Origin of the sequence: Streptococcus sp. (assembly GCF_041802885.1) — a bacterium.
Classification (GTDB): Bacteria; Bacillota; Bacilli; order Lactobacillales; family Streptococcaceae; genus Streptococcus.
Window position 1 is genome coordinate 35,346 of the sequence record NZ_JBHCHN010000019.1, and the last position, 12,758, is coordinate 48,103.

The window sequence follows — 12,758 nt, forward strand, 5'->3', positions numbered from 1 at the left end:
TAAACAAGAATAGGAAAAAATACAAGGAGAAACAAAGCAGATGTCACAAGAACCATGGAATGATGAAATTTACAATTCAGGTGAAAAAAGCAGAAAAAACAAGACTGAGAATAGCAATGTTGCCAATAAGATTTTTACGGTTTTAGCAGTCCTTTTTCTAGTGATTATTGCAGGAATTACGGTTACAGCTATTTATCTGTCAAGTGGCGGTAGCAATACAGATTCAACAAAGGAGTTCTACAACACCAGTAATTCCAGTGCTGCTGAACAAAGCGCCGCTCCAGCTCAAACAACAATAGCGAGTACAACGGTTTCAAATGCTACAACTGAAGCCAGCACAGGCGCTCAAGAAGGAGAAACCGTAACTGTCCAGCCAGGTGAAGGGGTGGCTTCTATTGCTGCGCGCACTGGCGTTTCCATTGCTGATTTGGAACGGCTGAACCCTGAAAAGATGACAACTGGTTCATGGTTGGCCCACCCAGGTGATACTGTACGGATTAAGTAAGAAGAGGAATTATGAAAGCTATTCAAATTGCTATTGATGGACCTGCCTCGAGCGGAAAATCAACAGTTGCTAAAATCATTGCTAAAAACCTAGGATATACCTATCTGGATACCGGCGCCATGTATCGTTGTGCAACCTATTTAGCCCTAAAAAACGACTTGACAGCTCAAGATGTATCATCCCTCTTGAGCGAGTTAGCTGCTCATCCCATTTCTTTTGGAAAGGCCGCTGATGGCAGTCAAAAAGTCTTCTTAGGCGATTGTGATGTCACCTTGGCTATTCGCCAACACGATGTGACCAATAATGTTTCCTGGGTCTCAGCTCTGCCAGAAATCCGTGCAGAATTGGTCCGGCAGCAGCAGCGGATTGCTGAGATTGGCGGAATTGTCATGGACGGTCGGGATATTGGAACCGTTGTTCTTCCCAATGCAGAGCTGAAAATTTTCTTGATTGCCTCAGTGGAGGAACGAGCTTTACGCCGCTTCAAGGAGAATCAAGAAAAGGGAATTCCAACAGATTTGGAAACTCTCAAGGAAGAAATTGCAGCCCGTGATTTTAAGGACAGCAACCGCAAGGTTTCTCCCCTCAAGGCTGCCGACGATGCTATCACCTTTGACACGACGGGAGTGTCGATTGACGAGGTCGTTGCATTTATTTCAGAAAAAGCAAATGAAATTCTTGACAAGTAGGAAAACTCTTGTTACAATAGTAGCACTGAGAAAAGCAGAAGTGAGAGCTTCTCGCCTTGCGACTTCGGTTGTCTGGCCCTACATGTCAAATTTCCATTAGGAAGATTATGTGTGCGGGCTTGATGTATCAGGTCCGCCTTTGTTTTTCTCAAAAATAAAAAAATGAGGTGAAAGCCATAGCAAAGCAAGATTTGTTCATCAATGATGAAATTCGTGTGCGGGAAGTTCGTCTAATCGGTCTCGATGGTGAACAGTTAGGAATCAAACCGCTCAATGAAGCACAAGCATTAGCTGACAGTGCCAATGTTGATTTGGTATTGATCCAGCCGCAAGCTAAGCCACCGGTTGCGAAAATTATGGACTACGGTAAGTTCAAGTTTGAGTACCAGAAAAAACAAAAGGAACAGCGCAAAAAACAAAGCGTTGTGACTGTTAAAGAAGTGCGTCTGAGCCCTGTTATTGACAAGGGAGATTTTGAGACAAAACTTCGCAATGCCCGGAAGTTCCTTGAAAAAGGAAACAAGGTCAAAGTATCCATCCGATTCAAGGGTCGGATGATTACGCACAAGGAAGTTGGAGCTAAGGTCTTGGCCGAGTTCGCTGAAGCAACACAGGATATTGCCATCATCGAACAACGTGCGAAGATGGATGGACGTCAAATGTTCATGCAGCTGGCCCCAAATTCAGACAAAAAATAAGCTTTGAAAGCTAAAGGAGAATAAACATGCCAAAACAAAAAACACACCGCGCATCAGCTAAACGTTTCAAACGTACAGGTTCTGGTGGATTGAAACGCTTCCGCGCCTTCACTTCACACCGTTTCCATGGTAAAACCAAGAAACAACGTCGTCACCTTCGTAAAGCAGGTATGGTACATGCTGGTGACTTCAAACGCATCAAAGCGATGTTGACCCAAATGCGCTAATACCAACAGCATTTAGAACACAGATTTAATTAGAGACATATTCGGAGGAAATAGAAATGGCACGTGTTAAAGGTGGCGTTGTTTCACGCAAACGCCGTAAACGTATTTTAAAATTAGCTAAAGGTTACTATGGAGCGAAACATCTCTTGTTCCGTACTGCAAAAGAACAAGTGATGAACTCTTACTACTACGCATACCGCGATCGTCGTCAAAAGAAACGCGACTTCCGCAAATTGTGGATCACTCGTATCAATGCGGCTGCACGTATCAATGGTTTGGCTTACTCACAATTGATGCACGGTTTGAAATTGGCTGAAATCGAAGTCAACCGTAAGATGCTTGCTGACTTGGCAGTAAACGACGCTGCAGCCTTTGCAGCATTGGCTGACGCAGCCAAAGCAAAATTGGCTAAATAAGTTCATAGAAAAAAACAGGCTTGATAGGCCTGTTTTTGTATCATGCAAAGAGTCAAAAAAGAATAGGTCACCTATTCTTTTTTATTTGTTGTCGTTGTTGTGCCATCTGAAGAGTCGGAATCCTCTGTCTTCCCACCATGCAGTACTTGGTAACTTGGTGAGTTGAAGAGATCAACAGTAGATTTTTTCCCATTTTTGCTGTAGATACTAGTGGATTTATCCCCAAGTTTCTCTTCGATAGCTATCTCTGCTTCTAAGGATTGAATATAGGAGAATTGGCTGACATCCAGCGGTGGCAAATCATTCTTCTTGAAGCGAATAAGGTCCCCTGTTTGGATAGCATCGCTAGCAGCCAGTTGGGCATTTGCCGCTGCCTCTAGGGCCTCAACCTCCTTCTGAGTCGTTTCATCAGGATTGGTAATTTCTTGTCCATTCTCAGTATAATACAACTTCCCGCCATAGCTGGTGTATTTCGGTGTAATGAAGGAGCCAGATGTGCGAGTGGCAACGACCTGACTATGTTTTGGGGAAAGGAGATCTTGACCAACTTGAAGGTATTGTTTAGAATCAATGCCTAGTAGGTGTTCTAAGGTTGGAAGAGCATCTATTTCCCCACCGTATGTTTGGATGATACCACCCTTATTGGTGCCAGGGACCACAATCATATAAGGGACACGTTGCAACATAGCATTGTCATAATCTGTCCAAGTTTCTGAGTTTTTCCCAAGCAGGGGGGCAAGATCCAGATTGCGAGAGTTGGAGATGCCATAGTGGTCTCCGTAAAGTACGATGACTGAATTTTCATAGATACCAGTCGCCTTTAAATAATCAAAGAAGGATTTGATAGAGGCATCTAGATAGTTAGCGGTAGCAAAGTAACCATTGATGGTTTCATCACTGGTTTCGGCCAGTGGAAATCCAATCTCATCCCCAATCAAACTGGTTGTATAGGGATAGTGATTGGAAACGGTGATGAATTTCGCGTAGAAGGGTTGCTGCAAGCGTTCGAGATATTGGATAGAATCTGCAAACATAATCTTATCGTTCAAACCATATTGGAAGGAATTTTCTTCAGTGGCAGGAGAGAAATAAGATTGGTCAAAGAAATAGTGATATCCCCAGCTCTTATAAGTGTTGTTACGGTTCCAAAAGCTGGCAGAATTTCCGTGGAAGACAGCGGAAGTATAGCCACCGTGTTTGGACAGGATATAAGGAGCAGCTTGCTGAGTATTGCTGCTGCCATACTGAACCATGAAGGAACCTTGATTGAGACCAAATAAGGAGTTTTCTATCATGGTCTCTGCATCAGATGTTTTACCAGCCTTCACCTGATGGAAGAAGTTGGGGAAAGCAAAGGTAGACTTGGAGTGATAGAGTGAGTTCAGGAAGGGCGTAACTTCATATTCCTGATCGCCGACTTTTAACTTATAGTCAATGATAAACTGCTGTAAACTTTCCAAGTGCAGGTAAATCACATTGCGTCCCTTAGCTAGACCAAAAAGTTCTGGGTTGGGTGCAGCGTAATGCTGATCAATATAGGTTTGAACAGGTTCTAAATCCTTAGCTGTAGCTTCTGAGCGATCCCTATGAGCCGAATAGGTTTGGTTGGCATTGTAGCCTAGAAAGGCTGGAAGTCCAAGGGCACGAACGATGTAGGTGTTGGAAAATCCTCTGGATAATAACTCAGGACGATCAATTTCAGCTAAGAAAAGATTGGCTGAAAAGAGCATGACAGACAGAGCTGTGATGGCAAAGCTGGCTCTTTTGTTAAAAGCTTTTGCATCACACTTGATTTTTCTACGAATAGCTAGGAAAATCAAGGCAAAGAAATCAAGGAAATAGATGATATCTGTCAGGCGGAAGAGCTTAATTGCAGCTTCTCCTAGACCAGCGGATACGCTGGAGCTGGCCATCATGGTCGAGATGGAGATATAGTCTGTAAATTCACGATAATAAATCGAATTGGCAAAGAGCCAGGCAAAAAGCACGAAATAAATCAGACTTGCTGTAATATAAAATGCCTTGGTATTTTTGATATAAAGTGCCGCACCTATCAAGAGAAGGGCTATAGGCAAGGGATTAATGAAGGCAATGAAGTTTTGATAAAAACCCTTGGTATCTAGATTAAAATCAATCATGTAGGCCCACAAGGTTTTTAACCAGTAGATACTAACCAGTGTTAATACGAACCCTAAACGAGACTGGAGAAACTCGAATAGGTTAAATTTGATTTTTTTCACGAAAGAGTCCTCATACACGTTCCTTTGTAAAGATTAATCCATTATACCATATTTTCAAATTATCCTTCAAATAGGAAAGTTTTTTTGAGAACTGACCTAAATTTTGATATAATGAAAATTATGAATACAGTCAAAGTAAGCCGAATTGCAGAAAAGAAAATCAAGCAGGGAATCTGTGTTTTGGACGGAGCGGACTTTGCGGGTCTGAGATGGACAGACACAGAAGTAAACTTAGTTTCTGAACGAGGAAGCTTTCTTGGAACAGCCTATCTTTCCCAACAAAATAAGGGCATTGGATGGCTAGTAAGCCGTGAATCGATTGACTTGAATCAGTCTTTCTTTGAAAGAATTCTCTGCCAGGCTAAGCTCAAACGCCAACATTTCAAGGATTCAGCTACCACGACAGCTTATCGGGTTTTCAATCAGGATGGGGATGGTTTTGGCGGTTTGAGCATTGAACGGTACAATGACTATGCTGTCTTTTCCTGGTATAATCCATTTGTTTATAGCATCAAGGAAAAGATAGTGGAAGCATTTCGTGCGGTATATCCAGAAATTCTGGGAGCCTACGAAAAAATCCGCTTCAAAGGGTTGGCCTATGAAGCGGCCCACCTCTATGGTCAGAAAGCACCTGATACATTTTCCATTTTGGAAAATGGTGTCACTTATCAAGTTTTTCTGAACGATGGTCTGATGACGGGAATTTTCCTTGACCAGCACGATGTTCGTGCCAGTTTGGTTGACGGCCTAGCTGCTGGAAAGACCGTGCTCAATATGTTCTCATACACAGCAGCTTTTTCAGTAGCAGCGGCGATTGGAGGAGCCAGTCAAACGACTTCGGTGGATTTGGCCAAACGCTCCAGAGAACTATCAGCAGCTCATTTTCTAGCAAATAGCTTACCGATGGACCAGCATCAATTGGTGGTTATGGATGTCTTTGATTATTTCAAGTATGCCAAACGTCATGGGTTGAGCTTTGATGTCATTGTACTCGATCCACCCAGTTTTGCTCGTAACAAAAAACAGACTTTTTCTGTGGCAAAGGATTACCACAAACTGATTGCCCAGTCAGTGGAGATTCTCTCTTCAGGGGGTATCATCATCGCTTCGACCAATGCTTCTAATGTGAATCCTGACCGTTTTAAAAGAGAAATTGAAAAAGGCCTGGCTGGTGTGAAGCATCAGTATTTAGCCAGTCATCGCCTTCCCAGCGATTTTGTTTACAATAAAAATGACGAAAGTAGTAATTACCTTAAGGTCTTTACAATACAGGTACAAAAATGAAAATTGTAGTTTCTATAATGCCCAGAAGTCTAGCAGATGTGGAAACATTGGATTTAGACCGCTTGGCAGATGCGGACATTATCGAATGGCGAGCAGATTTTCTGCCTAAGGAAGAGATTTTAAAAGTAGCCCCAGCTGTTTTTGAAAAGTTTGTGGGCCGTGAATTGATTTTTACAATTCGGACAAAGACGGAAGGTGGCCATATTGAGTTAACAGGCCATGAATATGTCGCCCTGATCAAAGAAGTTGCTTCTCTATATCGACCTGACTTTATCGACTTTGAATATTATAGTCATAGGGATGTCTTTGATCAGATGTTGGATTTTCCGAATTTGGTTCTCAGCTATCATAACTTCCAGGAGACTCCTGAGAACTTTTTGGAAATTATGTCTGAGTTGACCAGTCTATCCCCAGCTGTGGTCAAGATGGCAGTGATGCCAGAGACAGAGCAGGATGTCTTAGATGTGATGAACTATACACGGGGCTTCAAAACCCTGAATACCGAGCAAGCATATGCTACGATGTCTATGGGAGACTTGGGGACTTTATCGCGACTAGCTGGCCGTGTGACGGGTTCCTGTTGGACTTTTGCAAGTCTGGATGAGGCTAGTGCACCAGGCCAGATTCCGTTGAGTACGCTGAAGAAATTTTTAGAAGTATTGGAGTAACGATATGAGATATTTGACTGCCGGAGAATCACACGGTCCGCGTTTAACAGCAATCATTGAAGGAGTGCCTGCTGGTCTCCCTTTGACAGCTGAGGATATCAATGTAGACTTGAAACGTCGCCAGGGCGGGTATGGCCGCGGTGGTCGGATGAAGATTGAATCTGATCAAGTAGAAATTACTGCTGGTGTACGCCATGGAAAAACAACTGGGGCTCCGATTACTCTCCATGTTATCAATAAGGACCATCAGAAATGGTTGGACATTATGGCGGTTGAGGATATTGAGGATCGTTTGAAATCTAAGCGTAGGATTACCCATCCGCGTCCGGGGCATGCAGACCTAGTTGGCGGTATGAAGTACCGCTTTGATGATTTGCGTAATTCCCTAGAGCGTTCCTCAGCCCGGGAAACCACCATGCGAGTAGCGGTTGGTGCGGTTGCTAAACGGATTTTAGCTGAGTTAGACATCGAAATTGCCAATCACGTAGTGGTTTTTGGTGGCAAAGAAATTGATGTGCCAGATGGTTTAACTGTTTCTCAAATCAAGAAACTGGCCCAAGAATCGGAAATTTCTGTGGTCAATCAGGAACGAGAGCGAGAAATCAAGGATTATATTGACCAAATCAAGCGCGAAGGCGATACTATCGGTGGAGTGATTGAAACAGTTGTTGGTGGTGTTCCTGTTGGATTGGGCTCCTTTGTTCAGTGGGATAAAAAGCTAGATGGCAAATTGGCCCAAGCGGTGGTATCCATCAATGCTTTCAAGGGCGTTGAGTTTGGTGCAGGTTTTAAGGCAGGCTATCGCCGTGGTTCTGAAGTTATGGATGAGATTCTATGGAATCAGGAAGAAGGCTATACGCGCCGGACAAACAATCTAGGTGGCTTCGAGGGTGGCATGACCAACGGACAGCCACTGGTGATTCGCGGTGTCATGAAACCTATTCCTACCCTTTACAAGCCCCTTATGTCGGTTGACATTGAGACCCATGAGCCTTATAAGGCAACGGTTGAGCGCTCAGATCCAACGGCTCTCCCAGCAGCAGGGGTTGTTATGGAATCTGTCGTAGCGACGGTCATTGCAACGGAAATTCTTGAGAAATTCTCATCTGATAATTTAGAAGAATTAAAAAATGCAGTGGCTGCCCACCGTGACTATGTTAAAAATTTTTAGTATCAAAGCTTAGAAAAAGGCGGAAGAAGCCATGAGTAAAAAAACTGTTTATATCGCCGGTCTTGGTTTGATTGGCTCTTCCCTGGCCCTGGGAATTCGACGGGACCATCCTGATTACCGGATTTTAGGCTATAATCGGGGAGAGAAGTCTCGCCTCATTGCTTTGGAAAAAGGTTTTGTGGATGAGGCGACTGATAATTTTGCTAGTTTTGCTGACCAGGCGGATGTCATTATTTTAGCTGTTCCAATTGAGCAAACTATTGATTTTATCAAAGAATTGGCACAGCTCCCGCTCAAAAGTACAGTTTTGGTAACAGATGCAGGCTCAACTAAACTGGCGATTTGTCAGGCAGCTGAAGCTCATCTGGGACCAGTAGGTATCAACTTTATAGGTGGTCATCCGATGGCTGGGAGTCACAAGACTGGAGCTATTGCAGCAGATGTCAATCTATTTGAGAATGCTTATTACATCTTTACAAGGACGAGTGCTACCAAGCAAGATGCCCTACCTCGTTTGATCGATCTCTTATCTGGCCTTCATGCCCGCTTTATCGAAATTGAGCCTCAAGAACATGACAGAGTAACCAGTCAGGTTTCCCATTTTCCCCATGTTCTGGCCTCCAGTCTGATGAATCAGGCAGGAGACTATGCCTTAGAACATCCTTTTACCAATAATTTTGCAGCTGGTGGCTTCAGGGATATGACCAGAATTGCAGAAAGTGAGCCAGGTATGTGGACTAGTATTCTCATGACCAATCCAGATGCTGTGCTTGAGCGAATTTCTGAATTTCAGAAGCGTCTGACAGAGATAGCCGACGCCATTCGACACCAGGATTCAGATCATATTTGGAACTTTTTTGAAAAAGGGCGTCAGATTCGCAAAGAGATGGAAATCCACAAACGAGCTGGTGTTGATAGTTTCTACGATATTTATATCAACGTTCCTGACGAGGAAGATGTTATCCTGATGATCTTGGAATTACTCAGGGGAACTTCTGTTGTTAACATTCGTATTAACGAGGAAAACCGGGAAGATATTGATGGAATTTTACAAATCACCTTTAAATCCAAGGAAGATCTGGATCGGGCTGCCCATGTAATCCGGGAAAAAACCCCTTATCAGGTCACGATTATATAAGCTTTTCTAGGAGGAAGACTATGACTCAAAATATCTATGATTTGGCCAATGAACTGGATCGCACTATCCGTTTGCTACCAGAGTATAAGGCTGTAGAAGAAGCCAAACAGGCCATCGAAGCAGATGCAGATGCTAAGGCTGTTTTTGAAGAATACTTGGCTTTTCAAACGGAATTGCAGGGTCTTATGCAGGCAGGTCAGATGCCTAATCCAGACATGCAAAAGCGCATGGAGGAGATTAGCCAGAAGGTACAAGACAATAGCTTGCTTGCAGACTACTTTGCTAAGCAACAGCAGCTTTCAATCTATATGGCAGATGTAGAAAAGATTATTTTTAGCCCTTTGAGAGACCTACTGTAAGGTTGATTTTCTGAGAGTAAAAAGTATTTTTAATCAAAATTGTCAGAAAAAAGCGAATCTTTAAACAGAATTTCTTGACAAATGAGTCAAAATGGTTTATGCTTTTACTAACCTTAAAAGAAATGAGAATAGGAGAGCTCGTATGTTGTTGACTTGTCAAGACCTTACGAATCATCAGACCTTTTACTACGGCTACTTTAGATAGTGTTTGTAGACATGGAAGCATGGATACAGACACGTGCAACGCAAAGTTTGTATCTATGTGGCTGTGGTTATTAAACGTGTGCCGACATAGATGAGAATCTTAAAAGGGCACCAGAGTCAATCTCTTTTCATTTTACGATTGAAAAAGGAACCCTTTAGATGCAGTCTAGGGTTCCTTATTTTTATGACCGCAGAACTTTTCTGTCTCATCTTTCCTTTAAGAAAAAAGAAACTATACAGGAGAAAAATGATGAAGTTAAAAAAAATAGCACTGGCATCTTTTGCCCTTGTCTCAGCTATGGCCTTGACTGCCTGCGGTTCCAACTCCTCATCTAAAAAAGAAGATGCGGTATCTGTGGGGATCATCCAATATGCGGAGCATGATGCCCTGTCCTCGTCTCGCAAGGGTTTTCTAGAAGCCTTAAAGGATGCGGGCTATGTAGAGGGAGAAAATTTGACCGTTGACTTCCAGAATGCCCAAGGAGATCAGGCTAATCTTCAGACCATGGTTGATCAGTTAGCGGGTCAAAATGATTTGAATTTTGCGATTGCTACACCAGCTGCCCAGGCCCTACTCAATGTGGACTCTGAAACGCCTGCGGTTTTTACAGCAGTGACAGATCCAGTTTCTGCTGGTTTGGTGGATTCACTTGAAACACCTGGAGGCAATATGACTGGTTCTATCGATGTGACAGATGTTGAAGGCCAGGTGGAGATGTTGCTCAAAGTAGTTCCAGAGGCTAAGACTGTGGGAATCTTCTACAACTCTAGCGAGGTCAATTCCGAGGTTCAGGCCAAACAAGCCAAAGAAGCCCTGGAAGCAGCTGGAAAAACAGTGGTCATCAAAACCGTGACTTCCACCAATGATGTGCAGCAGGTCATGACTTCTTTAGCTGGCCAGGTGGATGCCATTTACCTGCCAACTGACAATACAGTAGCTTCCACAGCAGCGACTATCGGTGAAATTTTAATGGACAAGAAAGTTCCAGCAATCGGTAGTGACGAAGCCTACCTGGAAGCAGTCCTCTTTACCTACGGTGTGGATTACCATGCGATTGGTGTGCAGGCTGGTGAGTTGGCTGTTGAAGTACTCAAGGGTAAAGATCCGGCAGACCTAGCAGTAAAAAAACCTGATACAGCAGCGATTGCGGTCAATGAGGAGATGGCCAAGGCCCTAGGCATTGATTCTGCCTCTATCGAAGAACTAAATAAATAAGTGAGGAAATAGAATGAAAAAGATAGTAAAAACAGCTCTATTAGGCTCAGTTGCGGCCCTATCTGCCTTGGCACTAGTTGCTTGCGGAAATTCGGAGTCCAAGGGGGCGGATAGCAAAGATACAGTTAAGGTCGGTATTTTACAGTATGTAGAACATGATTCACTGACTGCTGCACGTAAGGGTTTTATCTCTGAATTGGAAGACAATGGTTACAAAGAGGGCGACAAAATCACTGTAGATTATCAAAATGCTCAAGGAGATCAGGCCAACCTGCAAACCATCTCAGAGCAATTGACCGGTGACAATGACATCGTTCTAGCCATTGCTACACCAGCTGCCCAAAGTTTAGCCACTGTTTCAACAGAAACACCAATTCTTTTTACTGCTGTTACAGATCCTCTGTCTGCTGACTTGGTGGATTCAATCAAAAAACCTGGTGGGCTCCTGACGGGGACCAGTGACCAAGCTCCGATTGACAAACAAGTTGATTTACTGGGGCAAGCTCTTCCAGATGCTAAGACAGTAGGAATTCTATATACAACCAGTGAACGCAATTCAGAGGTTCAGGTAGAAGAAGCACAGAAGTTGTTGGAAAAAGCAGGCTACAAGGTGGTGCTCAAAGGTATATCAACGACAAATGATGTACAGGATGCCACAACCAGCCTGATGAAAGATGTGGATGCGGTCTTCGTTCCAACAGACAATACCGTAGCTTCTACTATGACGATGATTGGTGAGTTATCAGTGGAATATAAGGTGCCTGTTATTGGTGGTTCAACTGACATGGTGGATGCTGGCGGTCTCTTGACTTACGGTACAAATTACGAAGCCCTCGGCCGTCAAACGGCTAAAATGGCCATAAAAATCATTGAAGGGGCAGATCCAGCAGAAGTAGCGGTTGAATACCCTGAAACAGTGAATCTCCATGTCAATGAAGAGATGGCTAAAAAATTGGGCATCGATGTTTCAAAACTATCTGTCGAAGAATAATGAATCATGAAATCTGGTTGAGATCCAGCGACCAGGTTTCAAAAGGAGAAAATTGTGGATCTTATTTTATCAAGTTTATCACAGGGACTCTTGTGGTCTATTATGGCCATTGGGGTCTATCTGACCTATCGTATTTTGGATATTGCGGATTTGACAGCAGAAGGGGCCTATCCCCTGGGAGCTGCTATCTGTGCTACGGGAATCGTTAGTGGTCTTAATCCCTTGCTTGCTACCCTTTTAGCCTTTGTAGGAGGAATGGGAGCTGGCCTAGTATCTGGCCTCCTTCATACCAAGATGAAGATTCCAGCCCTCTTAACGGGGATTGTAACTTTAACCGGTCTCTATTCCATTAACCTCAAAGTTCTTGGTAAAGCCAATGTGGCCTTGCTACGACAAACAACCTTGGTGACCCAACTGCAAGACCTTGGCCTTAGCAAGACGAATGCGGTGCTTCTTATTGGCGGAGTCTTTGTTTTGGTGGTGATTGCCCTCTTGACCTTACTCTTGAAAACCCAAGTTGGTTTGGCTCTGCGCTCTACAGGGGACAATATTCCCATGAGTGAGGCCAACGGAATCAATGTGGACCAGATGAAGATTTATGGCTATATGCTGTCTAATGGCCTGATTGCCCTTTGTGGAGCACTCTTGACCCAAAATAATGGCTATGCAGACCTTAACTCTGGGACAGGGACCATTGTCATTGGCCTGGCTTCTGTCATCATTGCAGAAGTGATTCTGCGCAACCTCACTATTGGCTGGCGCCTGGCTTCAGTTGTTCTTGGCTCCATCCTCTACCGCATGATTATCTTGGCTATCTTGGAAATTCCTGGTATGGATGCGGATTTGGTCAAACTCTTCTCAGCCATTTTGCTGGCGGTGGTCCTGTTTGTGCCAGAGGTTCAGAAAAAAATCAAAATCCGTCCTTTAGCTGGTACGGACAAAACAGCTTAGG

Annotated in this window: 14 protein-coding genes and 1 other annotated feature; of the genes, 13 read left to right on the forward strand and 1 reads right to left on the reverse strand. The window is 43.7% G+C overall.

What is annotated here, in order from left to right; genetic code table 11:
- The first annotated feature begins 40 nt into the window (after positions 1-40).
- The 5 genes from ACEYCN_RS02535 (at position 41) to rplT (ending at position 2,535) form a co-directional block, all read left to right on the forward strand.
- Entirely contained in the window at positions 41-505 is a 465-nt protein-coding gene (locus tag ACEYCN_RS02535; protein ID WP_373712734.1) for an SAG1386/EF1546 family surface-associated protein, read from the forward strand.
- An 11-nt stretch (positions 506-516) separates the two neighbouring features.
- Positions 517-1,194, forward strand: a complete 678-nt coding sequence (gene cmk, locus ACEYCN_RS02540) for a (d)CMP kinase (RefSeq protein ID WP_373712735.1) — start codon at positions 517-519, stop codon at positions 1,192-1,194.
- A 26-nt stretch (positions 1,195-1,220) separates the two neighbouring features.
- Positions 1,221-1,345: a sequence feature (ribosomal protein L20 leader region), on the forward strand.
- Between the two features lie 16 nt (positions 1,346-1,361).
- On the forward strand, positions 1,362-1,892 hold the full coding sequence (infC, locus tag ACEYCN_RS02545) for a translation initiation factor IF-3 (RefSeq protein ID WP_018166500.1): 531 nt from the start codon (positions 1,362-1,364) through the stop codon (positions 1,890-1,892).
- Positions 1,893-1,918: 26 nt separating this feature from the next.
- Entirely contained in the window at positions 1,919-2,119 is a 201-nt protein-coding gene (gene rpmI, locus ACEYCN_RS02550; protein ID WP_027974444.1) for a 50S ribosomal protein L35, read from the forward strand.
- Between the two features lie 56 nt (positions 2,120-2,175).
- Positions 2,176-2,535 carry a 50S ribosomal protein L20 gene (gene rplT, locus ACEYCN_RS02555; protein WP_373712736.1) on the forward strand — a complete coding sequence of 120 codons (360 nt, stop codon included), beginning with the start codon at positions 2,176-2,178 and terminating at the stop codon, positions 2,533-2,535.
- 71 nt (positions 2,536-2,606) lie between these two features.
- Here rplT and ACEYCN_RS02560 read toward each other — a convergent pair whose 3' ends face one another.
- Positions 2,607-4,775, reverse strand: a complete 2,169-nt coding sequence (locus tag ACEYCN_RS02560; RefSeq protein ID WP_373712737.1) for an LTA synthase family protein — start codon at positions 4,773-4,775, stop codon at positions 2,607-2,609.
- 120 nt (positions 4,776-4,895) lie between these two features.
- On the opposite strand from ACEYCN_RS02560, the gene ACEYCN_RS02565 reads away from it, so the two are divergent.
- The 8 genes from ACEYCN_RS02565 (at position 4,896) to ACEYCN_RS02600 (ending at position 12,757) form a co-directional block, all read left to right on the forward strand.
- Positions 4,896-6,059 (forward strand): class I SAM-dependent rRNA methyltransferase, encoded by a 1,164-nt coding sequence (locus ACEYCN_RS02565; RefSeq protein ID WP_373712738.1) that lies wholly within the window; start codon positions 4,896-4,898, stop codon positions 6,057-6,059.
- Entirely contained in the window at positions 6,056-6,727 is a 672-nt protein-coding gene (gene aroD / locus ACEYCN_RS02570) for a type I 3-dehydroquinate dehydratase (RefSeq protein WP_373712739.1), read from the forward strand. Before ACEYCN_RS02565 ends, aroD begins: the two co-directional genes overlap by 4 nt.
- Before the next feature lie 4 nt (positions 6,728-6,731).
- Positions 6,732-7,898 (forward strand): chorismate synthase, encoded by a 1,167-nt coding sequence (gene aroC, locus ACEYCN_RS02575; protein ID WP_373712740.1) that lies wholly within the window; start codon positions 6,732-6,734, stop codon positions 7,896-7,898.
- Between the two features lie 31 nt (positions 7,899-7,929).
- Positions 7,930-9,036, forward strand: coding sequence for a prephenate dehydrogenase (locus ACEYCN_RS02580; protein ID WP_373712741.1), 1,107 nt, complete (start codon positions 7,930-7,932; stop codon positions 9,034-9,036).
- A gap of 20 nt (positions 9,037-9,056) precedes the next feature.
- Positions 9,057-9,395: a YlbF/YmcA family competence regulator gene (locus ACEYCN_RS02585; protein WP_373712742.1), complete on the forward strand. Its 339-nt coding sequence runs from the start codon at positions 9,057-9,059 to the stop codon at positions 9,393-9,395.
- Between the two features lie 454 nt (positions 9,396-9,849).
- Entirely contained in the window at positions 9,850-10,815 is a 966-nt protein-coding gene (locus tag ACEYCN_RS02590; protein WP_373712743.1) for an ABC transporter substrate-binding protein, read from the forward strand.
- A 13-nt stretch (positions 10,816-10,828) separates the two neighbouring features.
- Positions 10,829-11,806, forward strand: coding sequence for an ABC transporter substrate binding protein (locus tag ACEYCN_RS02595; RefSeq protein ID WP_373712744.1), 978 nt, complete (start codon positions 10,829-10,831; stop codon positions 11,804-11,806).
- A gap of 54 nt (positions 11,807-11,860) precedes the next feature.
- Complete coding sequence (locus tag ACEYCN_RS02600; protein WP_373712745.1) at positions 11,861-12,757, forward strand: ABC transporter permease; 897 nt, start codon at positions 11,861-11,863, stop codon at positions 12,755-12,757.
- The last annotated feature ends 1 nt before the right edge of the window (position 12,758 follow it).

Bases quoted from the DNA above. Each gene is read 5' to 3' on its own strand.
- ACEYCN_RS02535 (WP_373712734.1), top strand. From the start codon at position 41: ATGTCACAAGAACCATGGAATGATGAAATTTACAATTCAGGTGAAAAA.
- cmk (WP_373712735.1), top strand. From the start codon at position 517: ATGAAAGCTATTCAAATTGCTATTGATGGACCTGCCTCGAGCGGAAAA.
- rpmI (WP_027974444.1), top strand. From the start codon at position 1,919: ATGCCAAAACAAAAAACACACCGCGCATCAGCTAAACGTTTCAAACGT.
- rplT (WP_373712736.1), top strand. From the start codon at position 2,176: ATGGCACGTGTTAAAGGTGGCGTTGTTTCACGCAAACGCCGTAAACGT.
- ACEYCN_RS02565 (WP_373712738.1), top strand. From the start codon at position 4,896: ATGAATACAGTCAAAGTAAGCCGAATTGCAGAAAAGAAAATCAAGCAG.
- aroD (WP_373712739.1), top strand. From the start codon at position 6,056: ATGAAAATTGTAGTTTCTATAATGCCCAGAAGTCTAGCAGATGTGGAA.
- aroC (WP_373712740.1), top strand. From the start codon at position 6,732: ATGAGATATTTGACTGCCGGAGAATCACACGGTCCGCGTTTAACAGCA.
- ACEYCN_RS02580 (WP_373712741.1), top strand. From the start codon at position 7,930: ATGAGTAAAAAAACTGTTTATATCGCCGGTCTTGGTTTGATTGGCTCT.
- ACEYCN_RS02585 (WP_373712742.1), top strand. From the start codon at position 9,057: ATGACTCAAAATATCTATGATTTGGCCAATGAACTGGATCGCACTATC.
- ACEYCN_RS02590 (WP_373712743.1), top strand. From the start codon at position 9,850: ATGAAGTTAAAAAAAATAGCACTGGCATCTTTTGCCCTTGTCTCAGCT.
- ACEYCN_RS02595 (WP_373712744.1), top strand. From the start codon at position 10,829: ATGAAAAAGATAGTAAAAACAGCTCTATTAGGCTCAGTTGCGGCCCTA.